Below are 26,391 nucleotides of genomic sequence, written 5' to 3' on the forward strand. Positions count from 1 at the left end.
ATAAGTATTTGAGCTTCCATTGGTGTGCGTATTAAGTCATGTGATTCCTTTTTTACATAAGCACTTCATTAAATGAGTTTAGTGGCATGGATTAAATTACATGTGTAAACCTCATAATAAATATAAAAGAAGCACAAAAATGATTCTAAACTTTAAATCATCTTTGTGCTATTATTTTGGAATTGTGTCCCAAACTCACATTATAATTATAATTCAATTGTGAAAGGTGTATCTAAATCTTTGTCATTCATAAGTTTGATAGACTTAGGCGTTACTTTTAATACACATAATTCAGGATCTTTATTAGAATCAAAGAATGATTTATCTTGCGTTTCCCATAACCAATCAATGACTTTTTGATCTTTGACAACTTCAATCGTTGCATCAATTTCAACAAAACTGTGATTAGTTGTTTCATTATAACCTAATAAAATGTACGCATAAGGATTATCTTCAATTTCTTCAACTTTAATTGAGTTGACATTTGTCTTAGTATAAAGCGTTAATTCATCATTATAAAACACCATATATCTACTATTAGGTTTGTTATTATAAGCTGTAGATAGTACACCTACTTTAGAATGATCTAATACTTTTTCAATCGCTTCAGTTGCTTTTTGATTATCCAATATAATCATCTCCTTAATGATAACTATAACCATAAATCATCATTGTTAAACTTTAGCCATAGTTATATTTAAATCATTAATTGGGTTTAATACAGATATACTTCACTTCGTCGTGTTTTAAAATGATCTTGATGTCTTGATTATCAAGTTCTAGGAGTGATAATTCAGTTTTAGGATGATTAGAACGGTCTAATTGTTCAATCATCTCCTTATCAAGAAACAGTTGTTGTCTGTTTTGAGGTAATAAATTATCAATAGTGCCATGTTCATTATTTAACGTTTGGACTGTAATTAATGAATTTGCTTTTAAGTTATTTTTTAATATGAATTCTAGATGTGTAACAGATAAATAGCGATCGTTGATTTTATTAAATAAAATAAAATGATAATTGCCATCTTTTCGACTCATGATGTAATTATTAGAAATTTGAATAGGTTCATCCACAAATGCATGTGCCATTTTATAAATGTGAATGAGGGGTAGTGCATTACCGAATTCATTAAAAAGAGAAATATAAATTGAACCAGTGGCAATCAATTGGTAACTAATGCCACCACCATAGCGTAATAGTGCAATAATATGACAAACTAAGTCAGCGAGTTGTAATGGATTTACACCATTGTTAGTATATTTAAAACATTTTAAAGATAAATAATCATACACAAAACGTGTAGATTCTATACCTGAATCTATTATAAATTGTTTATAATTATCGAAATGCGAAGTCGTTCGATTATATGTTTTACTTTTGTTAATCAGCAAGGATGTCGTTTCTATATTTTCGATATCGAGTAAATAATAATCAAAATGTAGTCGTCTTAAAATATCATATGTTTTATCTAAAGTTTGATGTTGATGCAATAATCCATCTATAGTTACACCATATTTGATATCTCTATTTTTATTTTTAATCTTCAAATGACATAGATGAATATCATGTATCGTCATTGTTGCTGAATCAAAAATTAGCATTAGTTTGACTGTCTTTTTATTGAGTTGATAGTCGGTATGACCTTGTAAAAATGTTAAGATGAATTGATTAACTGCTTTAAAGTCCACTTTGGATTTAATGGTCATTGCTAAGCCAATATGTCGTTCGAATAATTTATCAAAGCATCTATATAATAAATGATAATTGATTTGATTGGTTGTTAAGTCCTTAATGTCGTTGATAAGTATGACCGGTTCAGGTAAAAATGAAAAATCTATATCGAAATAATCATTAAAGGTGAAGTGAAACAATTCATTGAAATTATCGAGTCGAATAAATGCTTTGGAAGCTTTTGAATGATCTTTAGGATCAAAATGTTCAATATCAATTTTCGTAATTTCTGTAGTTAATTGATCATTGAAATTAAACTTTTCTATGAGTGGTAAAAAAGCTGCATGATCATAATCGCCAATATTTAATTGTGGCATAGTATCAATTTGATTGATATATGTGCGGTATTGTTTAGGGCTAAATTGTAAATAATTTTTAAATTGATTCGTAAAATTGGTATGACTAGTAAAACCAGATATTTCGGATATAGCGTTAATTGATAAATGAGAGGTCATAAGTAGTTGAATAGAATGACATAATTTTAGACTTGTAAAGTAGTCTTTAAAATTCATATTCAAATATCGATTAAATAAATTAGAACAATAAGACTCAGAAATACTACTGTGAGTAGCGACATCTTTTAAAGAAATAGGTTGACTTAAATGTTCTTCTAAAAATTGAAGACAATTTGCAAATAAAGGATAGTTGACTGCCATATTAGGTATATAATCGTCTTCTAATTTTACTACTGCTTCTTTATATAATGTTTGGATGATTTTAGGGCACACTTGTTGGTCAATATTATTTTTCGAATCTTGTTGTAAAAGTTGAAGTAATAATGTTTTGATATAGTCACTTGATTGCAATAAATGTCTGTCAAAGTAACATTGAAAAAACGATGTATCTTCGATGTAGAAATAAAAAATAGGTATGCTTAATTGAACTAAATGTGTCGCATTTTCTATTTCATATATGTCTCCATGGTTAATAATTGCAATATGAGCATCTAAATCTTTACGTTCACCATTTATTTTAATGCTCAATTCATGACTTAATGAAAACAGTATGATGATTTGATTAATATTACGACATGGCTGCGTTTGATGTTGAGTGGATAGGGTTAAATGGCATGACATGTTATGTGAAGGGACTCCTCTTATTTTTTAGTATCACAATATAATAATCACTTATAAATTGTTCGATTTGAATATATATGAGAATATTCATAGTCTAAGTCATTTAATATGCGATTGAATAATAATATTTATTATAATAGATTTTCATTCAAATAGTAATAGTTAAAAATAAAAGTTATTATAGCAATTTTTGTGAAAACGTAGTCAATTTTGTGTTGTTTACAATACAAATGAGAAATTAGAAATGTAGTAGAGAGTATTTGGAAATTTTAAATAGAGTGAGAATGAAATATTTAGTAGATAATAATAATAGATTTCAATCCAACAGAATTTTAAAAAATTTAATTCCTGGATTGTTAATCTGTGATTTTAAATGTACGTTATACACATCTTAGATATAACAACAAAAGAGAGAGACAACACAGAATCACATACGCCATATTTAGTGAAATAAATAATCAACTTAAAATAAGAATAAACATCAAGATTTAACGCATACAATTCCTATTTCTTCATAACACATATAGCATATGTGTTAAGGCATTATGACATTGGTTTGAAATCGATATGATATAGCAACTAGAATGTGCAGCTGATATTAACCAATAAAGAAATAGGTAGCATCCTGAGAAATCACATCTTCTGAAAATTAAAGTATGATGAAGCATCAATTTTTAAGTAGCGATAATTTATAATCATTAATTTGAAATACTCCCCCCGAAGTGAAAACAAATTATATGAAGCATGACAATAACTTTCACTGGATGTTATAGCATTAAGTCCTATTTATTGTTTATTATTATTTGGTGATACAACTTAGAATTAATCTTTCTTTAGAATTTAAACATAATGTACATTTAATGTGTCTTAAAGGTGACGTACCTTTTCGACACAAAATTAAACAAACGTTCCTTAAAAAATGGAACGTTTGTTTTTTTATTCTTTTAATACAGTACTTTGTTGTATGTAATGTACCTCATATTTATTAGCTAATACATTTAAAAATGACATTAAATCATGAATGGACACCTCATGGTTAACAAATTGTTGTTTCAATGTTTGAGACTTTTGCTTTTCTTCGTCAGTAGCCAACTTTTTAAAGTATCCCCACATATGATCATATGCATTTATGACACTACCTTGACTGGGATCAATAGTGATAGCGTGTTCAATCATCATACGAATTTCCTCGTAAGAGGTTTGAGTCTTTAGCTTTTCTCGAATAGCGTCATATTGTTTTTGACTATGTAGTAAAACACGATATTTTTCTTCTCGCCATAATTGTTCAATGCGTCCGCGTTCTTTCAATTTGTACCCTCCTATACGTTTAGTATTTCATATATACCCTTAATCATAATTAGTCAACGACATTACAGGCTGGGACATAAATATATATAGTTCAAGTTACATTTATATATAGACAGTAGTTGACTGTAAAGTCATTCTTTTTCTTTAGAAATTAGTATTTCTTATGCATGAGTTTCACTCATGTATTCCTATTTTAAAGTACACATTAGCTATGGCTAATGCGTAAGAACCACTACATAATCAATGATTAGTGGTTCTTTATTATTTCTGTCCCACTCCCTTTACGCAAAAAGTGAAAAGGTAGTGTTGATTTAATAATTGGAACCGGTTACAATTAAAGTAGTTATTTTGGAACCGGTTCTAAAAATGGGAGGGATTAGACAAATGAACTATAAACAATCTGCAGAAGAGATACTAAATGCCATTGGTGGTGAAGAAAATTTAGATTCAATGGCCCACTGTGCAACCAGACTAAGATTAATTTTGAATGATGAGAGTAAAGTTGATGAAGAAGCATTATCTAAAATGGATGTTGTTAAAGGAACATTTTCAACTGGTGGACAATATCAAATTATTATAGGGTCTGGAACTGTCAACAAAGTATTTAACGAAATGGAAAATATCACAGGTAAAGAAGCATCTACAACATCTGAAGTGAAGGACAAATCGACTAAAAATATGAATCCAATACAAAGATTTGTCAAAATGCTATCAGATATTTTTGTACCGATTATTCCAGCTATCGTAGCCGGTGGCTTATTAATGGGATTAAACAATCTATTAACTGCAAAAGATTTATTTTATGCGGGTAAATCTTTAATTGAGGTACACAGTCAATTTGCAGGATTAGCAGATATGATAAATATATTTGCGAATGCGCCATTTACATTGTTACCTATATTAATTGGATTTAGTGCTGCTAAAAGGTTTGGCGGCAATCCATTTTTAGGGGCTGCACTCGGTATGATTTTAGTACACCCAAGTTTAATGAGTGCCTATGATTTTCCCAAGGCAGTAGAAGCAGGTAAGGCGATTCCACATTGGGATGTATTTGGATTACATATTAACCAAGTGGGTTATCAAGGACAAGTATTGCCTATGCTTGTGGCAGCTTATATATTAGCAACAATTGAAAAGTGGTTGCGTAAAGTAGTACCAACTGTATTGGACAATTTATTAACACCATTGTTATCTATCTTTATGACAGCGTTTTTAACATTTTTATTTGTTGGCCCAATTACAAGACAACTAGGTTATTGGTTATCTGATGGATTAACTTGGTTATATGAATTCGGTGGTGCTATTGGAGGATTAATCTTCGGTTTATTATATGCACCTATTGTTATTACAGGTATGCATCACAGCTTTATTGCAGTGGAAACAACGCTGATTGCAGATCAAGCTAAAACGGGTGGTTCATTTATTTTCCCAATTGCTACGATGTCTAATATGGCACAAGGTGGGGCAGCTTTAGCATCATTCTTTATTATAAAAAATAATAAAAAATTAAAAGGTGTTGCTTCAGCAGCAGGTATTTCAGCAGTTTTAGGTATCACAGAGCCTGCAATGTTTGGTGTTAACTTAAAATTAAGATATCCATTTATTGGTGCAATCATTGGTTCTGGACTAGGTGCGGCATATATTTCATTCTTTAAAGTTAAAGCGATTGCATTGGGGACTGCAGGTATACCAGGATTTATTTCAATCAATCCTAATCATGGTGGTTGGTTACATTATCTAATTGGCATGGTCATTGCCTTTGTAGTATCTGTAGTTGTAACGTTTGTCTTATCTAAAAGAAAAAAATATAAAGAAGTTCAATAAACATAAAAAAGATGGACAGTTAGAGTATATTGACCTCTAGTACTGTCCATCTTTTTATATTTAAAACTGGTTATAACTTCTGTTTTCGCCATAAGTATACACTGACAATCGCAACAAGTATCAGTGAGATACCAACAACGATAATCCAAGAAATATAACTATGATCATCTAATGGTAATGGAACGTTCATACCAAAGAAACTAAATACAAGTGTAGGTAGGGTTAGTAAAACCGTAAACATGGTTAAAGTTTTCATAATGGTGTTCATATCATTAGATAATAGTGACGCATAGGATGTTGTAATACTTTCTAAAATACGTTGATGTAACTCAGTAGTTTCGATGGCTTGGTTATTTTCAATGATTAAATCTTCAAGTAACTCTTCGTCATCTTCAAATCGTTTAATAGCAGGTAAACGGAATAATTTTTTAATAATGGTATCGTTACCTTTTAATGCGGCTAAAAAGTAGACTAAACTTTTTTCGACTTCCATTAATTTGAAAAGTTGTTTATTTGTAATATTATTTTTTAATTCTCTTTCAATACGGATTCTTGATTTATTAAGTAATCTTAAGTTTCTATTATAATGGTTCGCAATAGTGGTTAATATTTCTAGAGCGAAGCGACTATGAAATTTTAGATTAATATTATCTTGTCTTGAAAAGTTCTCTAAGAATTCATTTTCAGCATCACAAATTGTCATAACGATACCATTTCCAATGACGATACCAAGCGGAATCGTAATAAAAGATAAAACACTACGATTAGTAGAATTGATTAATGGTAAATCGATAATAATGAGAGAATATCCAGTATCTTCATCATATTCGATACGTGCACTTTCTTCTGAATCTAAAGGATCTCGTATAAAATCTTCAGGTAAATTGTAGTGGTCCATTAAATATTCGATTTCTTCTCTATCAGGTTCAACGACATTAATCCATAATGGTTGTTGATCTATAGGTGTTTCAATAATTTCATTATTCATTTGATTTGAATGTTTATATGCAGTGATCATTTGTTAAAGTCCTTTCAAAGCTTTTTTTCAAACGCATCACTATGTTTAACGAGCAATGTGTTTAATTCAAATGGTTATATCTCTGTTCGGCCATAATCCTTAGTGGGCCATAATAAATAATCTTAAAGATGTGTGTAACTAATTCGTCAACAGAGATACGGTTTGTGTCTAATACCCAATACCTAATGATAGATATTGTAGCACCAGATACGTAACTATGAAAATACATTTCAGGAATACCTTCAATTTCATTATCAACACTGATTTGATTTTTCATATTATATTGTATCAAATCACTTATTTTTTCTTCTAAGCGACTTTTTCTTTCTAAACTCAAAATAGTATTGTAAAAGTCTAAATTATCATACACATGTTGAATAATGTTACGCAACACTTTATCGATAAATAATGTCGCTATCATTTCAACATTATCGCCTTGAATCTCTGAGAATTGAGTGAATTTAGAAATTTGATCAATACATTCATCTTCCATATCAGTGAGAAGTAGGTATTTATCTTCATAATGTAAATAAAAAGTACCTCGGTTGATGTCAGCTTTATCTGCAATATCTTGAACTGTAATATTTTCAAGGCCTCGTTCTTTCAATAATTGTATAAAAGCGTGCTTAATTGCAGATTTGGTTTTGCGAACGCGTCTATCTTCTTTCAAAAATGTAAAACCTCCCTTAGTTAATAGACAATATTCATCATTGTGTTCAATAACGGACGTTTTTCTATTAATTGATTGTTGTTTATTTATTTAAACTCATTATAATTGGAAAAGTGATAAATATTCAACACAATGTTGAATTGCTTCAAGGGAGGAAAAGTTATGAATATATTTAAAAGCAAATTACTATGGTTGACACCAATCGCAATCATTTTAATATTAATGATTTTTGCAATTGCATTTTATCCAGCGTTTAACCCTAAACCTAAAGATATGCCTATCGCAATTGTAAACCACGATGAAGGTACATCTATTCAAGGTAAAAAGATGAATATTGGTGACAAACTAGAAGATAAATTATTAGATAGTGATTCTAAAGCAATCAAATGGGTCAAAGTAGATAGTGAAAAAGATGCTAAAAAAGGCATGGAAAATGAAAAATATTATGGCGCTGCTATATTTGAAAAAGATTTTTCTAAACATGCTATGAGTAAAACTCAAAAAGTAGTCATGGACAGCAAAAAAGCTGAAATGAAAGAAAAAGTTGAATCTGGTGAAGTGCCAGCGCAACAAGCACAAATGATGGCTAAAAAAATGGGCAATCAAAGTGTTGATGTCAAACAAGCACAATTGAAAACAATTGTGAGCCAAGGATCAAGTTTACAAGGTTCTCAAATGGCTACAAATGTATTGTCAGGTATGGGCGACAATATTAATAAACAAATTACAAAACAAAGTCTTCAAACATTAGAAAAACAAAATGTTAAAGTTGATGCTAAAGATATTGATTCTGTAACTAACCCTGTTAAAGTGGATAATGAAAAAATCAATAAAGTAAAAGATCATCAAGGTGGCGGTAACGCACCATTCTTAATGTTTATGCCAATCTGGATGGGATCAATTGTTATCTCAGTACTATTATTCTTCGCATTTAGAACAAGTGGCAATATTAAAATTGCACATCGTTTAATTGCTTCTGTAGGACAAATTGTATTTACAGCGATTGCAGCATTTGCTGGTAGCTTTGCATATGTGTACTTTATGGGAGGCGCACTTGGATTTGATTTCGATCATCCAAACCGTGTTGCAATCTTCGTAGCGTTAGCGATTATGGGATTTGTTGGTTTAATACTAGGAACAATGACTTGGTTAGGTATGAAATCAGTACCAATCTTCTTCATTGCAATGTTCTTTAGTATGCAAATGGTAATGTTACCAAAACAAATGTTACCTAAATTCTATCAACGTTATATTGTAGATTGGAATCCATTCGTACATTATGCTACAAGCTTAAAAGAAATCATTTATATGAATCACCATATTGAATTAAATTCAACAATGTGGATGCTTATTGGATTTATGATTTTCGGTACTGTGTCTAGTTTATTAGCAGCAGCAATTAGAAAACATAGTACAAAACGTACTGAAGTACCATCATAAAGTTAAACTTTAAATATACACTGTCGATAAGCTTTCAAAGCTTATTGACAGTGTTTTTATGTATATATATAAAAGAGCAATCCCTTATTACTGGGATTGCTCTTTATGTTCTGAATATTAATGATTAACACGTTGCCAAACGAGTTTTTGATTAGGGTTGTTTCCATTTTCAATGCTAAGTGTATTGCCATCAAGTTTGAATACACGTGGTTGTGTATCACCTAACCAAGTTGGATTCATACTTACATTCATCGTATGATAAACGGTTTGGTTTTCTTCATCTAATTCATATTTACCAGCATAAGCTAAATAACCGTGTGCAGCTTCTGCCATTTCATCTTTAGTACCTGTGTGAAGGTCACCAGATGCATATGCAGGGCGACCTTGTTGCATCAATTGAGCTGACATATAACCATCTGGATTATACATAATAAAACCAGTTGCATCTTTACCTAGGGGATAGAAAATTTTACCATTTTCATCTTCATCTTGATAACTTACTAATGCCCATGTACCAATTAATTGTTCTTGTAATTGACTCATATTAAAATTCCTTCTTTCTTAAATGTTAATAATGAATTATGCGTTTGAACCGCCAGATACGCTGATTGTTTCACCTGTGATAGCAGATGCGCCATCTGATGCTAAGAAAACAACAGTATCCGCAATTTCAGAAGGTTCTAATAAGCGATTCATTGGCGATTTACTTGTAATGTGTTTTTCCATTGCTTCTTGTTCAGAAGTACCATCTTGTTCTGCTAATTTTGCAAGTTGATTTTCGATTAATTTTGTACGAACTGGACCAGGTAATACAGCATTTGCAGTGATACCATCATCTACTGTTTCAAGCGCAATCGTTTTTGTGAAACCAATTTGTGCGAATTTAGATGCTACATATGCTGATTTGAATGGATCAGCCATTTCTCCATGTGCGGATGAAATAGTTACAATACGGCCTTTTTGTTGTTGTTTCATGCTTGGTAATACGTGTTTAGTCATTAAGAACGTACCTGTTTGAATAACTCCAATAACTTGGTTCCATTTGTCTAATGGGAAGTCTTCAATTTTAGAGATATATTGAATACCTGCATTGTTAACTAAAACATCGATAGCACCATATTGATTAGTTACGTCATTAATAGCATTTTTAACAGTCGCTTCGTCCGTAACATCTACTTGATAGGCAACACCTTTTTTTAATGATTGTGCTGCTGATTCAGCTGCGTCTTTGCTCATATCAAAAATGAATACACGATCACCTTGTTGATCAAATGCTTGTGCGATAGCATAACCAATACCTTGGCCAGAGCCTGTAACGATGACATTTCTATTCATACATAATTCCTCCTAAATGTGATATTTGACCTAGAATAGGTCGAATATTGTTTTAATAGTAAATAAATTGTGAAAGAAGTTATAATAAATAATACGCCTAACTGAAGTGTTGAAAATCAATTCTAAAGAAGAACTACAAGTTGTGTATATTTAGAGATAACTATTCAATTGTTTTAAGTATTAATTTATGTCGATTTGATGACAATTACTATTATCTGCCTGAAAGTGTGATTTGTAAAAGACTTATTGAGATATTAAAACCATAACCAAATGGTTATACAGAGAAAGTGGTGAGTTAAATGATGAATACAAATTCAGTTCAATATTTAGAGGCAGTTGGACGCTTTGGGAGCATCTCTCAAGCAGCCAAACATTTATATATTTCTCAGCCTTATTTGAGTAAATTTATTAAAGAAGTAGAATCAGAATTAGGGGTAACACTGATAAATAGAGATAGTAATCCAATTACATTAACGTATGCAGGAGAACGTTATTTGGATTATATGAATCAAATCAAATATACATATAAAGAAATGAAACAAGAATTACAGAACATCTCAGCATTGAAAAAGGGAAGATTAGTAATAGGTGTGAATCCTATATTAGCAGCGCACACGTTATATGATATATTGCCTGAATTTATAAAAGCGTATCCAGGTATAGAATTAAAGTTAATAGAAGAGCCGTCACATCGAATTGAACAACTTCTTATAGATAATAAAATAGATATCGCATTAACGATATTACCGTTTTATCAAGGGACTTTTAAATATGATGTTTTATATTCAGAAGCGATTTATTTAGCATTACCACCTGATTATTCATCGCATTTAAGTCATCAAAGTGAGGATAAAAATGTGGAAGACATACATGATGTTATCAAAAGTGACCATTTTATTTTATTGAAACCTAACATGGCGTTAAGACATCTTACAGATCAAATTCTAGAAAATGATGGTATAACACCACACATAGTGATGGAGACAATGAGTGTGGATAATGCATTAAGATTAGTTAATGAAGGATTAGGCATGACATATGTCCCCGAAAGTGTTAAAAATAGCATGCCTCAGTTTAAAGGACAATTTATCAAACTCGATACATCTAAGTATGCAAATCATGTTGTTTTAGCTTATAAATATGACAAACTCAATCATTTATCCAAAGGTGCTAATGCATTTTTAGAAATGGCAAAGTCAATTTATAGGGACTAAAATAATAGCCAGAGACATCATTTAAGTGTCTCAAGCTACTATCAAAAATATACTGTTCTTTAATCGGGGTGTTCCGCTATATGATTGGCTGTTAACTTTTTGATTAGGAAATCAGCGATTAACATTAAACTAAACATGATGATTAAGCTCATAGTGACATCACTTGTAAAGTGAGCGCCTATTCTGATTCTACTTAGAGCCATCAATACACTATAGATTAATCCTATGATAAACATCCATTGTCTTGTTGATAGTTTTTTAAAGTAAAATGCAAAGAACATGAAGAAAGCACCGTTGCCAGTGTGACCTGAAGGGAAGGAACTATGTCCCGTATTACCATTAATTGTAAGCCAATTGGTAAAATGACCAGCTTTATCCTCAATTTCATATGGTCTAACACGTCCCCACAGTTCTTTCATATTATCTACAAGTTCTAGGCCAATGAGTAATACCATAAAGCTAACAATAGAGACTTTAAATAGTCTTTCTAATTCTGACATATCAATACGTTTTAACCAAAATTGATAACAAATTAAGGCAATAATGATTAAGATAATGAATGAAATTAAGAAACTTAATCCAATTGATAAAGCTTCACCAGTGTTTCCTTCGTTATTTGCCATACCCATAGGTTTATGCTTTTTAATATTTTCTGATGTAGACATCATGTATTGAACTGTTTCAGATACCAATGCATTAGTCTTAATTAATGTATAACCAAAAGATACAATTAAAATGATAGCTTGTGCCAATCTATTTTTAAATGTCTTAAACACATAATAGTTAAAAATAATCATAGATATAATAAGTACAAATGTGGGTGGGAAGAGTCCATAATTTTGGAAAATAGTGCCAAATAAAGAGTTTTGATCCATTAAATGTTTAGAAATAGATTGATCTAAAAACGTTGCAGCACATAAAACAACAATAAGAATACCTAAAGTAGCTGAAGCGAGTTTTTTTGAAATAACCATATGATCCCCCTAGATGTTATGTATTTGTAAAGCAAGATTTCAAGAGACATAACTATACAAAGTTTTCTAATAGTATAGTTATGTCTTGTTAAAGGGTAGTAATCAATTTTTAAGTCATTGTGTTGTGAATATTAAGATTATGTAAATGTAAAATTTTGAATAAATTGAAGAACCTTTGGAAATACTGTCGAGTAAATATGAGTGTTCATTTATGCAAAATAAATTTCAATTTTATCTCATAAGTGTAATATGAAAAATATTTATCGACTAAAGTAAGCGTTTGCACTATGAATTTAACTCGATTTATTCTAAAATGAGCATATATACAAACATAAGGAGATGGATTGAATGTCAGTATTAGATAAATTTAAATTAGAAAATAAAGTTGCAATTGTAACAGGAGGTGCGTCTGGTTTAGGTAAAGCCATGGGGAAAGCATTAGCTGAAGCGGGTGCTAATCTTGTGATTGCTGATATGAATTTAGAAGTTGGTCAACAAACAGCTAAAGAATTCGAAGAAGAAACAGGTAACAAAGCAATCGCTTGTGAAGTAGATGTCACAAATATTGATCAAGTTAACGCTATGGTAAAAGAAACAATGGATACTTTTGGTCATATCGATATTTTATTTAACAATGCAGGTATTAATGAACATGTTGATTTTGAAGATATGCCATACGAACGTTGGAAAAAAACGATGGATGTTAACTTAAATAGTATGGTATTAGTAACGAACGCTGTAGGAGAAGTATTCCGTAAACAACAAAGCGGTGTTATCGTTAATACATCATCAATGTCAGGTGTTATTGTTAACACACCACAACCACAAGCAGCATATAATACATCTAAAGCAGCTGTTATCATGTTAACTAAAAGTTTAGCTAACGAATGGGCTAAACATAATATCCGTGTCAACACTATTGCACCAGGATACATGAAAACAGAATTAACTAAAGATTATTTCGCTAAAGGTGGCGACATGATTGATACTTGGATGAACATGACACCAATGAATCGTCCAGGTGTTCCTGAAGAATTACAAGGTGCTGCGCTTTACTTAGCTTCAGATGCGTCATCATTCGTTACAGGATCAGTCATTACTGTTGATGGTGGTTACACTGCATTATAATAATGAAGATTTATAAAGCTAGCTCATTTTTGAGTTAGCTTTTTTATTATTTATAGGTCTATGTACCTGTTTAATAATCAGAAAATTAGAACTTTAATATATCGGTTGTAAATTTGAAAAAGCATGTTATTATATTACTTAGATATCTAACTAAATGAGGTGAAGCGATGGAATTAACGTATCAATTTTTATTAAGAAGCTTAGCGCACCAAATGAAAAACTATGCGGATCGAAGGTTAGATGATTTTGGAATTACTCAAGAACAGAGTCATACATTAGGTTACATTTATCGACATCAAGAAAAGGGCATTTCACAAAAGGACATCATGAAGACGTTCGATAGAAAAGGCTCAACAGTTAGTAGTATATTAAAAAATCTCGAAAAGAGAGATTTAGTATATCGAAAGGTAAATCCAGAAGATACACGAAGTAAAATTTTGAAACTAACTGATGAAGGTATAACGTTAGTCGAGTCATTTACAAAGGTCTTTGATGAAATTGAAGAGCGAATGATTTTAAATTTTGCCGAAGAAGATAAAATAAAATTAAAAGAATATTTAGAACAGATGATGAAAAACTTAGAATAATGCGTGGTTATTGCTATTGATAATAACCACATTATTTTTCAAGATATAGTTAGAAATCTAACTGTTAGTCATCTAACGAAAAAGGGAGTAAGAATAATGAAAGACGAACAATTGTATTTTTTTGAAAAAGCACCAATCTTTAAAGCAATGATGCATTTCTCATTGCCAATGATGATAGGAAGTTTATTAAGTGTAATTTATGGGATTTTAAATGTATATTTCATAGGATTTTTAGATGATAGTCATATGATTTCAGCTATCTCATTAACATTGCCAATCTTTGCAGCTTTGATGGGATTTGGTAATTTATTTGGAGTTGGTGGTGGAACGTATATTTCACGACTACTGGGTGCCAAAGATTATAGTAAAAGTAAATATGTAAGTAGTTTCTCAATATATGGTGGATTACTATTTGGTATTATCATCGCATTAATTACAATACCATTTACAGATCAAATTGCTCAAATATTAGGAGCACATGGTGAAACCATTCATTTCACAAGTGAATATTTAAGAATTATGTTCTTAAGTGCACCATTTGTTATTGTATTCTTTATTTTAGAACAATTTGCACGTGCTGTTGGCGCACCATTTGTATCAATGGCTGGTATGTTAGCAAGTGTTGTATTAAATATGATTTTAGATCCAATATTAATTTTTGGATTTGATTTAAATGTGGTTGGAGCAGCTTTAGGAACAGCAATTTCAAACTTAGTAGCTGCGGTCTTCTTTATCATTTATTTTATGAAAAAAATTGATTCTTTATCTGTAAATATTAAATTTGCCAAACCTACAAAAGAAATGATGGCAGAAATTTTCAAAATTGGTATTCCTGCTTTCTTAATGGTAGTACTTATGGGTGTAACTGGATTAGTATTGAACTTATTCTTAGCTACTTATGGTAACTATGCGATTGCTAGTTATGGTATTCAATTTAGATTAGTACAATTCCCAGAATTAATTATTATGGGGTTAAGTGAAGGGGTTGTACCATTAATTGCTTATAACTTTGTTGCTAATAAATCAAGAATGAAAGATACAGTTAAAGCAGTTATAGTATCTATTTTTGCAATCTTTGCAGTAAGTATGGTAGTTGTGTTCATCTTTGGACACCAAATTATTCAATTATTTAGTACTGATCCACACATTGTTAGTCTAGCAACATTTATGCTACAAGTTACAATGACATCATTACTATTAAATGGTATTGGATTCTTATTTACTGGTATGTTACAAGCAACTGGACAAGGACGTGGTGCAACGATAATGGCTATTTTACAAGGAACAGTCATTATTCCAGTGTTATTCGTTATGAATAGTTTGTTCGGTCTAACTGGTGTAGTATGGTCATTATTAATTGCTGAGACATTATGTGCTTTAGCAGCAATGCTAATTGTATATTTATTAAGAAATAAACTAACAGTAGATAAAGAAGCTTTATTAGAAGAATAATCATTAGTATTCAATTGGAGGTTGAGACATAACGTTTTTGTGCTTTGGGAAACCGATTAACGGCGTCCCAAAAGCAGGATTATCGGCAGAAGGGACCCAACATAGAGAAATTGGTATTCCAATTTCTGCAAACAATGCAAGTTGGGCAAACGCTCACGATTCGACAAAATTTGGAAAACAATTCAAATGAACAAACTCAACTATTGAGTTTGTAAGAACTACTAACCTATGAATAAGGAAGTAGTTCTTTATCATCGTTCGGTTCTGCTCAAATCCTAAACGCGTTTGTCCTGACCTCTTTTTTGTCTAATTCGTGAACAATTTTTAATATTATTGTGAATGATAATGGTAATCGTTATGATGTAATGTGGAAAGAAAGTTGAAGTAATAAAGATAGGGGGATTCGATGGTACATATTAAAAGGTACCCAAAAATCGTTATTGCTTTAATAATGATTTGTTTTCTTTCGTTGATGCCATCACTGATGAATGAAGCTTCAGCTCATGCAACTTTGGAAAAGACGAATCCTAAACAAAATGGCGTTGTAAAACACATGCCTAATGAGATTGAATTAGAGTTTAATGAACCTGTTAACTCTAAGTATTCCAATATCACATTATACAATGATAAAGGAAAAGAATTAGGTAAAGTGAAACCATCGACGTCTGGATGGTCTAAAACGTTAGCATTTTCAACTGACAAAGTCGGCAAAGGTACACATACAATTAAATGGCAAGCCATTTCGGCCGATGGACATGAAGTTGGAGACCAATTTGAATTTTCAGTTGGTAAAGTTACTGCGAAAGATATAGATACATCTAATGCCTTTTATGAAGAACCAAGTTTCTGGTTTGGTGTTATGAGATATATTGCGGAAGGCGCTACGATTATATTAGTTGGTTTCTTTTGGTTGAATCGTATAGCCCAACGAAAGCAATTGAAGTCGTTTGATCTATTTCCAAAACAGTTTGGTATTGCATTTATGTTGATGATGTCATATGTAATGGCATTATTGCTTTACATGATGACTTTAACTTCTGACGTAGTAGATGATATTTTGTCGCTTAATATGGAGGTTTTAATGCAATTTCCATTTATTTTAAGCTCAATTGCAATGATATTATTATATGCGTTAATCATAATTAGAAATATGGATCGCATATGGTATGTACTTGTTTCATTTGTAATGATTTTAACAATAGCGATGTCAGGTCATGCGTGGTCACAAACATTTCCGATTTGGTCCATTGTGATTAGGACGATACATATAGCAGGTATGACGCTCTGGTTAGGCGCACTTGTATATCTCGTATGGTATGCAATGATTAAGAAATCGTTAAATCAAATGAAGACAGTTCGCTCAATGCTATTTAAAGTAAATGTGATTGCGGTAACGATGATTATCATTTCAGGTGTGTTAATGGCAATTGATGAAACCAATATTTTGGCGATTTGGTCAAATATGCAAACATGGACAACATTAATGTTAGTTAAAATCATCGGTACTATACTTATGATGGCATTAGGATTTTATCAAACTTCAAAAGCACTTGGTAAACGTCAAAAAGTCAACCGCATGACATTGATTACAGAATTGGTAATAGGGATCATACTTATTTTTATAGGTGTTATGATGAGTCAAATTAATATTCCAGGTTAAGGAGCAAAATTATGTTTAAAAAATTAATATCAATGAGTTTTATTTTATTTTTTGCATTAGGGTTATTTAAAGTAGCAGATGCACATGTCACATTAAATCCTAATGAGAGTGAACCTAAATCATATGATAAATATGACGTACGTGTTCCTGTAGAACAGAATGACAACACAGTTAAAGTAGAGTTAACAGTACCCAAAGGTGTGAATCTTGAAAATGTAGCGCCGGTTGATGGGTTTAAGCATTCTTTTGAAAAAGATAAAAAGGGAAACATCACAAAAGTAACATGGAAAGCAACTGGAAAAGGTATAGGTCCAAATGAATTTATAGAATTTCCAATTGTAGCCGCTAATCCTGACAAAGAAGGCAGTTTTAAATGGAAAGCTGTTCAAACGTATGATAACGGTGACGTCGTTAAATGGGATGGAAAAGAAGATAGTGAACATCCTGCACCAATTACAACTGTGAAAAAAGGTGCAAATCCAAGTGGTTCACATAGTGATCAATCATCAACTACAAGTGGTAGTACGATTGCATTATGGATAGTATCTATTGTCGCAATTTTACTTTCATTAATTGCGATTTTTAAGAAATCACGTAAATAATCATTTCAATTAGAGGTGGAGGTATTTAACCATTGAAGTATCGCTAAATGACATAGCGACATATTTCAACGTTAATTCTCTACCTCTTTTAATATAACTTAAATTTTAAAATAATCATGATGTTGTTGTATTGTCACTTTCATAATGATAAATATGTTCTATAATATAGATGTGAGGGAGGAAACATCATGCGCAGATTATTATACTCATTTTTAATTTATATGATTATTGGGTTATTTAGTGGTTTTTATTATAGAGAATTGACTAAAGCTCATCATTTTACGGGTGATACACAATTATCATTAGTCCATACACATACATTAATTTTAGGTATGTTCATGTTCTTATTATTACTACCTTTAGAAAAGGTCTTTAAATTAAGTAGTTATTATTTATTTAATTGGTTTTTCGTGATTTACCATATTGGTGTATTAGTTACAATTGGTATGATGACGGTCAAAGGTACATATCAAGTCATTGGTAAAACTGTTCCAGCATCTTTCCCTGGTTTTGCAGGAATGGGACATACGGCAATGTTAGCCGCATTATTAATACTATTTTTCTTATTAAGACAAGCTATTATTAAAGAACCGAGAGATTAAAGCGAACTCGTGAGTATACAGACTCACGAGTTTTTTTATGGAGTGATTTGCTTCATATGTTATAGGTCGTGTAGTATAATGAAAAAGTATTAAATGATAATAATTTTCAGTTAAAGTATAAATGTATGTTATTTACAGTGTTATTTTAGGGGGAAGCAAAATGGAAGACGTTACAATTATAGGTGGCGGTCCAGCAGGGTTGTTTGCAAGCTTTTACTCTGGTCTAAGAGGGATGTCTGTGAGAATCATAGACGTGCAAGATAAATTAGGTGGAAAGATGCAAGTTTACCCAGAAAAAATCATATGGGATATAGGTGGTGTAGCACCGAAACCATGTTATCAAGTTATAGAAGATATGATTCAACAAGGGTTACATTTTAATCCTAAAGTGAATTTAAATGAACGTGTCATAGATATTAGAAAAAAGGAGGAAAGACATTTTGAAGTTGAAACTGAAAAAGGTCACATCTTCCATTCTAAATCAGTCATTTTTGCAATCGGTGGTGGCATTATAAATCCCAAACCATTAAATATCAAAGGGGCAGAAAGATATCAACTGACGAACTTACATTATGTCGTGCAATCATTTGCTAGATTCAAAGGGAAAGATGTTCTTATTTCTGGTGGTGGCAACACTGCATTAGATTGGGCACGCGATATTGCTCAAATTGCGAACAGTGTGACAGTTATTTTTAGAAAACCAGAAGTGTCTGGATATGAAGCAATGACTAAAGTCCTAGAGGATTTAAATGTAAGATTGATACCACATACACAAATTAGTGAACTAATAGGTAACGAAGAAGATAAGTATATTCACCAAGTTAAATTAGAAAATGTAGAGAATGGTGATATTTCAATAGCTTCATTTGATGACGTCATTATTAGCCATGGCTTTGATCATGAGAATCCGTTATTAAAAGATTGTACATCGCAATTTGAACTATACGATGAATATCGTGTTAAAGGTTTTGGAAATACAACTACTAATATTCCAGGTATCTTTGCGTGTGGTGACATTGTACATCACGAGGCAAAGGTTCACCTGATTGCGAGTGCTTTTAGTGATGCAGGTAACGCGGCCAATCTTGCTAAAACATATATTCAACCAGACGCTCCAACGGAAGGCTATGTTTCAAGTCATAATGATATTTTCAAAGAATCTAATAAAGACATTATCAATCAATATTTATTTTAAATGAAAAATCTGGGGGAGTCATAATGGTAGATATTAAACATTTAGCACCGTCTGTAGAAGATTATTTAAAATTAAGAATAGATGCGGGATTGAGTGCCAAGTCCATCGAAGCGGCTCAAAGAGGACTACCTAATGCTTGTTTTAATGTCACTTTATATCATGATTCGTCATTAATAGGTATGGGTAGAATCGTTGGAGATGGAGGAACAGCACTTCAAATTGTGGATATTGCTGTCCATCCAGATTATCAAGGACAAGGGTATGGTCGTACAATTATGGAACACATAATGCAATACGTTCATGATAATGCAGTGAAAGGTACTTATGTAAGTTTAATGGCGGATTATCCCGCTGATAAATTGTATGAAAAATTTGGTTTTCAATCTACAGAACCACATTCAACTGGAATGTATATTTTATTTTAAACATAGTAAAAAGGCGTCCGCGACAATGTAGCGAGGACGCCTTTTCTTTGTAATACTATTATGTTATTTAACACCAAAATCGACAACAATTCGGCCCATGTGTTGGTGATTCATTGCGCGTTCAATACCATTTGGTAAGTCATCAAACGCAATAACTTCTTTAATATCATGTAATTGTTTTGGTTTTAAATCTTTAGCAAGACGACGCCATACGAGTTTGCGTAGTTTAATTGGAGTAAAGACAGAATCAACACCTAATATACTGATACCTCTTAAAATAAGTGGAAAGACAGAACTTTCGAATTGAGTGCCACCAGTCATTCCGATAACGGCTATACTACCATTATTATCAAGCTTATTGATGATATTAGCTAAACTTTCGCCACCAACTGGATCTATAGCAGCCTGCCAAGTTCTTGAACCTAATGCTTTACCATCATATTCAGGTAAACGATCAATAACTTCCTTGGCACCTAATGTTTTCAATTTGTCAGTTGCATCTTTACGCCCAGTACTAGCAACAACATCATAACCTAATTTATCTAACATTAGGACTGATAACATACCAACGCCACCAGAGGCACCTCTAACTAATACATTATCCTTTTCTATTGTTAATCCCTCAGTTTCTAAACGCTCAATAGCTAAACCAGCTGTGTAACCAGCAGTACCATAAATCATAGCTTCTTCTAAAGTTAAATCTTCAGGTAAATCGATAATCCATTCACTCTTCACACGAGCATATTCACTGAATCCACCGAATTGACTCACACCTAAATCATAACTTGTCACAATAACTTTATCCCCAACATAATGACCTGGGGCATTAGATTCTACAATTTCCCCCGATAAATCAATACCTGGCACCATTGGATATTGTTTAACAATCGCATTTCGATCTTGGGTAGCTAATGCATCTTTATAGTTAATACTGGAGTAATGTACCTTGATAAGCACATCCCCTTCAGGTAAATCATCTATAGTGATTTGCTTAAAATCTGCAGAGACCTTTCCTTCATCATCTCTATCTACGACATAAGCCATAAATTCTTCTGTCAAAACATGTCACTCCTTCAATATTATTGACCTTCATTATAAATTGTTCCTCTACTTATTAAAATGATTACTACTTTCCTTATTTATATTTAGCAAAATATTGCCATAGTTATTTTAATATAAAACGAAGTGAAATTGCATAAAGTTTTAGAAATTAAAATGTTAAAAAAACTGTCTCATAAAAATTGAAAAGAATTGTTGTTGACACATTTAAAATAGACCCATATAATTATTTTGATAATGATTATCAATTGATATTACATAGATAAAAATATTCTGTATATATAGCGCGTCAAATCAGCGTGGTAAATGAAAAATTTGAAGAGGTGTAGGAATGAAGAAATTACCAGTAATTTTATTAACGTCGTCTTTACTTTTAGCAGCATGTGGCAATAACAGTGACAGTGGTAAAGATAATTCTAGTAAGAGTAGTAATAATAGTGAAAACAAAGCTGAATTAAAAGAAGCTACTAAAAAATATGAAAAATATACTGATAAACAATTAGATGAATTCTTAAAAGGGACTCAACAGTTTGTAGATGCGATTGACAATAATGATATGGATAAAGCGAAAGAATTATATCCTAAAGTACGTATGTATTATGAACGTTCAGAACCTGTTGCAGAAGCATTTGGTGATTTAGATCCCAAAATTGATGCACGTTTGGCAGATATGAAAGAAGAAAAGAAAGAAAAAGAATGGTCTGGTTACCATAAAATAGAGAAACAATTATATCAAGATAACACAATAGACGATACAACTAAGAAAGATGCACAACAATTATTAAAAGATGCTAAAGAGCTACACGCTAAGGCAGATACATTAGATATTACACCTAAGTTAATGTTACAGGGGTCAGTAGATTTATTAAATGAAGTATCAACGTCTAAAATTACTGGTGAAGAAGAAATTTATTCTCACACAGATTTATATGACTTCAAAGCTAATATCGAAGGTGCACAAAAGATTTATGAATTATTCAAACCAACATTAGAGAAAAAAGATAAAAAATTAAGTGCTGATATTCAAAAGAACTTTGATAAAGTGAATGAATTACTTGATAAATATAAAGACGGAGACGGATACAAATCTTATAACGATGTAACTAAGAAAGATAGAAAAGCACTTTCAGATGCAGTGAATTCTTTAGGAGAACCACTAAGTAAGATGGCTGTGGTTACAGAATGAGTAAAGTAGATAATCAATCATCGTCATCTGTTTCAAGACGCTCATTTTTAAAAATGATGGGTATTGGTGGAGCTGGCGTTGTCATTGGCGCAAGTGGAGCAGGAAGTGTATTTTCATTTAAGTCAATGTTTGATACACCAGAAGATGAAGAAAAAGATGCATATGAATTTTATGGCAAAGTACAAGCAGGCATAACAACACCAACTCAAAAAACATGTAATTTTGTATCATTAGAACTTAAATCTAAAGATAAAAGCGCCATTAAAGATATGTTTAAACAATGGACTAAAATGGCGGCAAATATGACTGACGGCGATGCAGTCGAAAAGGATAGTAAGAATCCTTTATTACCGCCCGTTGATACTGGCGAAGCAATTGGTTTAGGCGCTAGTAAATTGACTTTAACATTTGGTGTGAGTAAATCATTTATGAAAAAGCTAGGTCTTTCTGACAAAATACGAAAAGACTATAAAGATTTACCACATTTTCCAAATGATCAAATAGACGAAGACTATAGTGATGGTGACATCATGATTCAAGCTTGTTCTAATGATGAGCAAGTGACATTTCATGCTGTACATAACTTAATACGTCCGTTTAGGGATTTAGTCAAAGTAAAATGGTCACAAAACGGATTTGTATCAGTCAAAGGTAAAGAAACACCAAGAAATCTAATGGCGTTTAAGGATGGTACAGTTAATCCGCGTAAAACGAATGAATACAAAGATTATGTCTTTATTAATGACGGTTGGGCTAAAAATGGCACATATTGTATCATTCGACGTATTCAAATTCACATCGAAACATGGGATCGTACTGCATTAGAAGAACAAGAAGCTACTTTCGGTAGAAAAAGAGGTTCAGGTGCACCGTTAACAGGTAAAAAAGAATTTGATGAGTTGGATTTAAAAGCTAAAGATAGTACAGGAGAATATGTCATTCCAGAAGACGCCCATGCACGATTGGCAAGAGAAGCGAAAACTTCAATTAAAAGACGTGCGTATAATTATACTGCGGGTACTAACGAAAAAACTGGCAATTTAGAAACAGGATTATTATTTATTAGTTTCCAAAAATCACCACAACAATTTATTGATATACAGAATCATCTAGGTCATAAAGACAAATTGAATGAATATATTACGCATAGAGGTACTGCTACATTTATCGTATTGCCAGGCGTACAAAAGGGAGGCTACCTAGGTGAAACACTATTTAATTAAAATAGTTGTGATATTAATGATTGGGCTATCTATTTTCAGATTTACACCTGCACACGCCGAATCAGCCTCAATGAGCGAAACATATGTTGCGATTACTGATGCGAAATCGACAATTGCAGATAAAGATAAAAGCCAATCTGATAAAGCTAAAGCATTAAAAGACGTTAAAAAAGAAATTAAAGCGTTAAAGATTAATAATGATAGCAAAGAAGGCAAACAAGTTAATAGTAAGTTGAAAGAAGTAGAACATGCTTCATCAGACGATGCTAAAGCAGACAAACTTGGTGAACTGACTAAAGCACTTATAGCTTATGAAAACCAACAATCTTCTAAAGACGCTTCAGGAAAGATTAAGGAATTACAACAAGCAGTTGATGCTAAAGACGCACCAATGAAAAAAGCCATCAAAGATAAAAATCACTCAGAACTACAATCATTAAACAATGATTTAAATTCGATATGGACGAGTAATGAAACAGTCATTCGAAATTATGATGATGGTAAATATGGTCAAATTGAAGTTAATTTAATGCAACTAAGAGTTGCCATTCAAAAAGAGCCACTAGATACTGACAAAGTTAAATCTGCATGGTCAACGTTTAAGAACAGCATTGATACCGTTGATCAAAAGCAATCAGATTCAGACTCAGATAAGTATAAAGTTACTCAACTCAATGAAGAATTAGATAAAGCGATTGCTGGTATCAATGACAATGATTTAGATAAAGCAGATGCATCCTTATCGCAATTTGTTAAAATCTGGCCATATGTCGAAGGTAAAATTCAAACTAAAAATAGTAGTTTATATACTAAAATAGAAGATAAAATTCCTTACTACCAAAGTATTTTAGATCAATCTAATAAAGACCGTGTGAAAAAAGGGTTACAAGAATTAAATTCAGAAATCAAAGATACGGTCGGACAAGGTGAGTATTCATTTGTAGATGTCATGATTATTTTCCTACGTGAAGGTATCGAGGTATTATTAATTATCATGACTTTAACTACGATGACACGTAAAGTTAAGGATGTTAAAGGAACGTCAAGTGTAGTAGGCGGTGCCTTATTAGGTCTTATTTTAAGTATTGGACTAGGTATTACCTTTATCTATACGATTGGTAATAATGGCGTCGTAAGAGAAGGTATGGAAGCTATTTTAGGTATCGTAGCAGTGGTATTAATGTATGTTGTTGGTATTTGGATGCATCGAAGATCAAATGCCCAACGTTGGAATGAAATGATTCAGAGCATGTATAACAATGCGATGAGTAACGGTAATTTAATATTACTGGGTACTATTGGATTAATTTCAGTATTACGTGAAGGTGTCGAAGTCATTATCTTCTATATGGGAATGATTGGTAGTATTACTACAAAAGATTTTATTCTTGGTATAGGATTAGCAATCATAATATTAATTATCTTCGCATTTGCATTTAGATTTATCGTGAAACTTATTCCTGTACGATTCATATTTAGAGTACTGTCTATCTTAATATTTGTCATGACATTTAAAATGTTAGGTGTAAGTATTCAAAAATTACAATTATTAGGCTATATGCCTCAGCATAGTATTGAAGGATTACCAACATTAAGTTGGATTGGTTTCTACCCAAGCGTTGAAACAATTATTGCTCAAGTCATATTAATCATACTTATCCTTGGGTTTGTTTTATACAATCGTAAGAAATAAATAAACATCTCGAATGAAGATATTAGACTTCGTTCGAGATGTTTTGTTGTTTATATGTGATTTTGGCGATGAGCATACTAAATTCAAATAAAAGAATTAAAGGTAACGTTAATAATAAATTAAGTACTAAATCAGGTGGTGCAATGATACTAGCAACTACAAAACATGCAAAATAAATATATTTACGATAAGTACCTAATTGGCGCGGATCAATTAAACCAAAATGTGCTAATCCTAAAAATAGTACTGGTATTTGGAATAAAAACCCAAAGACAAGTAGCCATCTTATGAGTTCTTCTAAATACGCTTTTAAACCTATGATTGGTTCGATACTAAGGGCATCTGATAAGTTAATTGAAAAATTAATAATCAGTGGGAAACCAATAAAAAAGGCAAATATAACGCCAAGAATAAAAAGAACTGCACAAAAGATACTATATTTATAGATGAATTTGCGTTCATGTTGATGTAAGCCTGGTGCGATAAATGCCCATAGTTGATAGAAAATCAGTGGTGCAATAATGCAAAGTGCGACCGTAAATATAATCATAATATAAATTTGTATAGTTTCGGTAAACGAGAATGTGTGCAACGTCACATTAGACCGTTTTATATAATGTAAAAAGGGTTTAACCCACCAATGTGACGTCAGATAAGTTATCACTGTTGCGACAATAAAGGCAATCAGTATACGTACTAATCGTTGTCGTAGTTCAGTAAAATGGTCTAATAATGTCGAGTTATTTTGATTGTTCACGTTGTGATTTTGATGCTTTACTGGGTGTGTCTGTAGAATCGTCATCCATGTGTTCAGCTGCGGATTTAAATTCTTTTAAAGTCGACCCAATAGCACGTCCAAATTGTGGTAATTTCGTCGGTCCAAAAATGATTAAGGCAATAATACTAATGATGACAAGACTTGTAGGTCCAGTAATTCCTAATACAAACAAATTTTCCATTTAATTCCATCCTTTATGAGTGTGATTGA

Annotated in this window: 25 protein-coding genes; 14 read left to right on the top strand and 11 right to left on the bottom strand. The window is 31.8% G+C overall.

Annotation, left to right across the window (positions count from 1 at the left end; translation table 11 throughout):
* Positions 1 to 206: 206 nt before the first annotated feature.
* From EL082_RS02330 to EL082_RS02340, 3 genes are all read right to left on the bottom strand, one after another.
* Entirely contained in the window at positions 207 to 629 is a 423-nt protein-coding gene (locus EL082_RS02330; protein ID WP_002467277.1) for a pyridoxamine 5'-phosphate oxidase family protein, read from the bottom strand.
* Positions 630 to 705: 76 nt separating this feature from the next.
* On the bottom strand, positions 706 to 2,808 hold the full coding sequence (rsp, locus tag EL082_RS02335) for an AraC family transcriptional regulator Rsp (RefSeq protein ID WP_103286172.1): 2,103 nt from the start codon (positions 2,806 to 2,808) through the stop codon (positions 706 to 708).
* Between the two features lie 936 nt (positions 2,809 to 3,744).
* Positions 3,745 to 4,116: a YbgA family protein gene (locus tag EL082_RS02340; RefSeq protein WP_015364733.1), complete on the bottom strand. Its 372-nt coding sequence runs from the start codon at positions 4,114 to 4,116 to the stop codon at positions 3,745 to 3,747.
* Positions 4,117 to 4,500: 384 nt separating this feature from the next.
* Between EL082_RS02340 and EL082_RS02345 the strand changes: the two genes are divergently transcribed.
* Positions 4,501 to 5,940 (top strand): sucrose-specific PTS transporter subunit IIBC, encoded by a 1,440-nt coding sequence (locus tag EL082_RS02345; RefSeq protein WP_103286171.1) that lies wholly within the window; start codon positions 4,501 to 4,503, stop codon positions 5,938 to 5,940.
* Between the two features lie 70 nt (positions 5,941 to 6,010).
* Here EL082_RS02345 and EL082_RS02350 read toward each other — a convergent pair whose 3' ends face one another.
* Together EL082_RS02350 and EL082_RS02355 are read right to left on the bottom strand one after the other, a co-directional pair.
* Entirely contained in the window at positions 6,011 to 6,958 is a 948-nt protein-coding gene (locus EL082_RS02350) for a magnesium transporter CorA family protein (protein WP_015364735.1), read from the bottom strand.
* Positions 6,959 to 7,019: 61 nt separating this feature from the next.
* A complete protein-coding gene (locus EL082_RS02355; RefSeq protein ID WP_002467484.1) occupies positions 7,020 to 7,628 on the bottom strand; it encodes a TetR/AcrR family transcriptional regulator in 609 nt (202 codons plus the stop codon).
* Positions 7,629 to 7,790: 162 nt separating this feature from the next.
* Here EL082_RS02355 and EL082_RS02360 point away from each other — a divergent pair, with 162 nt between their 5' ends.
* The gene (locus EL082_RS02360) at positions 7,791 to 9,068 is read left to right on the top strand and encodes a YhgE/Pip domain-containing protein (RefSeq protein WP_002467493.1); all 1,278 of its coding nucleotides are present in this window, start codon (positions 7,791 to 7,793) and stop codon (positions 9,066 to 9,068) included.
* Between the two features lie 117 nt (positions 9,069 to 9,185).
* On the opposite strand, the gene EL082_RS02365 is transcribed toward EL082_RS02360, so the two are convergent.
* Complete coding sequence (locus EL082_RS02365; protein ID WP_002467492.1) at positions 9,186 to 9,611, bottom strand: lipocalin-like domain-containing protein; 426 nt, start codon at positions 9,609 to 9,611, stop codon at positions 9,186 to 9,188.
* A 36-nt stretch (positions 9,612 to 9,647) separates the two neighbouring features.
* Positions 9,648 to 10,403 carry an SDR family NAD(P)-dependent oxidoreductase gene (locus EL082_RS02370; RefSeq protein WP_015364736.1) on the bottom strand — a complete coding sequence of 252 codons (756 nt, stop codon included), beginning with the start codon at positions 10,401 to 10,403 and terminating at the stop codon, positions 9,648 to 9,650.
* Between the two features lie 299 nt (positions 10,404 to 10,702).
* Here EL082_RS02370 and EL082_RS02375 point away from each other — a divergent pair, with 299 nt between their 5' ends.
* Positions 10,703 to 11,617 (top strand): LysR family transcriptional regulator, encoded by a 915-nt coding sequence (locus tag EL082_RS02375; protein ID WP_002467487.1) that lies wholly within the window; start codon positions 10,703 to 10,705, stop codon positions 11,615 to 11,617.
* Positions 11,618 to 11,676: 59 nt separating this feature from the next.
* On the opposite strand, the gene EL082_RS02380 is transcribed toward EL082_RS02375, so the two are convergent.
* On the bottom strand, positions 11,677 to 12,591 hold the full coding sequence (locus EL082_RS02380; RefSeq protein ID WP_002467490.1) for a phosphatase PAP2 family protein: 915 nt from the start codon (positions 12,589 to 12,591) through the stop codon (positions 11,677 to 11,679).
* A 348-nt stretch (positions 12,592 to 12,939) separates the two neighbouring features.
* On the opposite strand from EL082_RS02380, the gene EL082_RS02385 reads away from it, so the two are divergent.
* From EL082_RS02385 to EL082_RS02420, 8 genes are all read left to right on the top strand, one after another.
* Entirely contained in the window at positions 12,940 to 13,719 is a 780-nt protein-coding gene (locus EL082_RS02385) for an SDR family NAD(P)-dependent oxidoreductase (protein ID WP_002467489.1), read from the top strand.
* A gap of 167 nt (positions 13,720 to 13,886) precedes the next feature.
* The gene (locus EL082_RS02390; RefSeq protein WP_002467485.1) at positions 13,887 to 14,306 is read left to right on the top strand and encodes a MarR family winged helix-turn-helix transcriptional regulator; all 420 of its coding nucleotides are present in this window, start codon (positions 13,887 to 13,889) and stop codon (positions 14,304 to 14,306) included.
* 96 nt (positions 14,307 to 14,402) lie between these two features.
* On the top strand, positions 14,403 to 15,758 hold the full coding sequence (locus EL082_RS02395; RefSeq protein ID WP_002467488.1) for an MATE family efflux transporter: 1,356 nt from the start codon (positions 14,403 to 14,405) through the stop codon (positions 15,756 to 15,758).
* A gap of 406 nt (positions 15,759 to 16,164) precedes the next feature.
* Positions 16,165 to 17,418, top strand: a complete 1,254-nt coding sequence (locus EL082_RS02400) for a copper resistance CopC/CopD family protein (protein WP_015364738.1) — start codon at positions 16,165 to 16,167, stop codon at positions 17,416 to 17,418.
* 11 nt (positions 17,419 to 17,429) lie between these two features.
* Complete coding sequence (locus EL082_RS02405) at positions 17,430 to 18,020, top strand: YcnI family protein (RefSeq protein ID WP_002467380.1); 591 nt, start codon at positions 17,430 to 17,432, stop codon at positions 18,018 to 18,020.
* Positions 18,021 to 18,208: 188 nt separating this feature from the next.
* Positions 18,209 to 18,622 (top strand): DUF2871 domain-containing protein, encoded by a 414-nt coding sequence (locus EL082_RS02410; protein ID WP_002467375.1) that lies wholly within the window; start codon positions 18,209 to 18,211, stop codon positions 18,620 to 18,622.
* Positions 18,623 to 18,782: 160 nt separating this feature from the next.
* Complete coding sequence (locus EL082_RS02415) at positions 18,783 to 19,817, top strand: NAD(P)/FAD-dependent oxidoreductase (RefSeq protein WP_002467383.1); 1,035 nt, start codon at positions 18,783 to 18,785, stop codon at positions 19,815 to 19,817.
* Positions 19,818 to 19,840: 23 nt separating this feature from the next.
* Complete coding sequence (locus EL082_RS02420) at positions 19,841 to 20,242, top strand: GNAT family N-acetyltransferase (RefSeq protein ID WP_002467386.1); 402 nt, start codon at positions 19,841 to 19,843, stop codon at positions 20,240 to 20,242.
* A gap of 63 nt (positions 20,243 to 20,305) precedes the next feature.
* Here EL082_RS02420 and EL082_RS02425 read toward each other — a convergent pair whose 3' ends face one another.
* A complete protein-coding gene (locus tag EL082_RS02425) occupies positions 20,306 to 21,301 on the bottom strand; it encodes an acrylyl-CoA reductase family protein (protein ID WP_002467373.1) in 996 nt (331 codons plus the stop codon).
* Between the two features lie 331 nt (positions 21,302 to 21,632).
* Between EL082_RS02425 and efeO the strand changes: the two genes are divergently transcribed.
* The 3 genes from efeO to EL082_RS02440 are packed head-to-tail and all read left to right on the top strand — an operon-like array spanning position 21,633 to position 25,403.
* Positions 21,633 to 22,487, top strand: coding sequence for an iron uptake system protein EfeO (efeO, locus tag EL082_RS02430; RefSeq protein ID WP_002467382.1), 855 nt, complete (start codon positions 21,633 to 21,635; stop codon positions 22,485 to 22,487).
* Positions 22,484 to 23,710 (top strand): iron uptake transporter deferrochelatase/peroxidase subunit, encoded by a 1,227-nt coding sequence (gene efeB, locus EL082_RS02435; RefSeq protein WP_002467377.1) that lies wholly within the window; start codon positions 22,484 to 22,486, stop codon positions 23,708 to 23,710. Before efeO ends, efeB begins: the two co-directional genes overlap by 4 nt.
* A complete protein-coding gene (locus EL082_RS02440; RefSeq protein ID WP_015364743.1) occupies positions 23,691 to 25,403 on the top strand; it encodes an FTR1 family protein in 1,713 nt (570 codons plus the stop codon). The genes efeB and EL082_RS02440 overlap by 20 nt, the downstream gene beginning before the upstream one ends.
* Before the next feature lie 22 nt (positions 25,404 to 25,425).
* Here EL082_RS02440 and tatC read toward each other — a convergent pair whose 3' ends face one another.
* Together tatC and tatA are read right to left on the bottom strand one after the other, a co-directional pair.
* On the bottom strand, positions 25,426 to 26,160 hold the full coding sequence (tatC, locus tag EL082_RS02445) for a twin-arginine translocase subunit TatC (protein WP_002467385.1): 735 nt from the start codon (positions 26,158 to 26,160) through the stop codon (positions 25,426 to 25,428).
* Complete coding sequence (gene tatA, locus EL082_RS02450) at positions 26,144 to 26,362, bottom strand: twin-arginine translocase TatA/TatE family subunit (RefSeq protein ID WP_002452415.1); 219 nt, start codon at positions 26,360 to 26,362, stop codon at positions 26,144 to 26,146. Before tatA ends, tatC begins: the two co-directional genes overlap by 17 nt.
* Positions 26,363 to 26,391 lie beyond the last annotated feature (29 nt).

This window comes from Staphylococcus warneri (assembly GCF_900636385.1).
Classification (GTDB): domain Bacteria; phylum Bacillota; class Bacilli; order Staphylococcales; family Staphylococcaceae; genus Staphylococcus; species Staphylococcus warneri.

Bases quoted from the DNA above. Each gene is read 5' to 3' on its own strand.
- rsp (WP_103286172.1), bottom strand. From the start codon at position 2,808: ATGTCATGCCATTTAACCCTATCCACTCAACATCAAACGCAGCCATGT.
- EL082_RS02345 (WP_103286171.1), top strand. From the start codon at position 4,501: ATGAACTATAAACAATCTGCAGAAGAGATACTAAATGCCATTGGTGGT.
- EL082_RS02350 (WP_015364735.1), bottom strand. From the start codon at position 6,958: ATGATCACTGCATATAAACATTCAAATCAAATGAATAATGAAATTATT.
- EL082_RS02360 (WP_002467493.1), top strand. From the start codon at position 7,791: ATGAATATATTTAAAAGCAAATTACTATGGTTGACACCAATCGCAATC.
- EL082_RS02365 (WP_002467492.1), bottom strand. From the start codon at position 9,611: ATGAGTCAATTACAAGAACAATTAATTGGTACATGGGCATTAGTAAGT.
- EL082_RS02370 (WP_015364736.1), bottom strand. From the start codon at position 10,403: ATGAATAGAAATGTCATCGTTACAGGCTCTGGCCAAGGTATTGGTTAT.
- EL082_RS02375 (WP_002467487.1), top strand. From the start codon at position 10,703: ATGATGAATACAAATTCAGTTCAATATTTAGAGGCAGTTGGACGCTTT.
- EL082_RS02380 (WP_002467490.1), bottom strand. From the start codon at position 12,591: ATGGTTATTTCAAAAAAACTCGCTTCAGCTACTTTAGGTATTCTTATT.
- EL082_RS02385 (WP_002467489.1), top strand. From the start codon at position 12,940: ATGTCAGTATTAGATAAATTTAAATTAGAAAATAAAGTTGCAATTGTA.
- EL082_RS02390 (WP_002467485.1), top strand. From the start codon at position 13,887: ATGGAATTAACGTATCAATTTTTATTAAGAAGCTTAGCGCACCAAATG.
- EL082_RS02395 (WP_002467488.1), top strand. From the start codon at position 14,403: ATGAAAGACGAACAATTGTATTTTTTTGAAAAAGCACCAATCTTTAAA.
- EL082_RS02400 (WP_015364738.1), top strand. From the start codon at position 16,165: ATGGTACATATTAAAAGGTACCCAAAAATCGTTATTGCTTTAATAATG.
- EL082_RS02405 (WP_002467380.1), top strand. From the start codon at position 17,430: ATGTTTAAAAAATTAATATCAATGAGTTTTATTTTATTTTTTGCATTA.
- EL082_RS02410 (WP_002467375.1), top strand. From the start codon at position 18,209: ATGCGCAGATTATTATACTCATTTTTAATTTATATGATTATTGGGTTA.
- EL082_RS02415 (WP_002467383.1), top strand. From the start codon at position 18,783: ATGGAAGACGTTACAATTATAGGTGGCGGTCCAGCAGGGTTGTTTGCA.
- EL082_RS02420 (WP_002467386.1), top strand. From the start codon at position 19,841: ATGGTAGATATTAAACATTTAGCACCGTCTGTAGAAGATTATTTAAAA.
- efeO (WP_002467382.1), top strand. From the start codon at position 21,633: ATGAAGAAATTACCAGTAATTTTATTAACGTCGTCTTTACTTTTAGCA.
- efeB (WP_002467377.1), top strand. From the start codon at position 22,484: ATGAGTAAAGTAGATAATCAATCATCGTCATCTGTTTCAAGACGCTCA.
- tatA (WP_002452415.1), bottom strand. From the start codon at position 26,362: ATGGAAAATTTGTTTGTATTAGGAATTACTGGACCTACAAGTCTTGTC.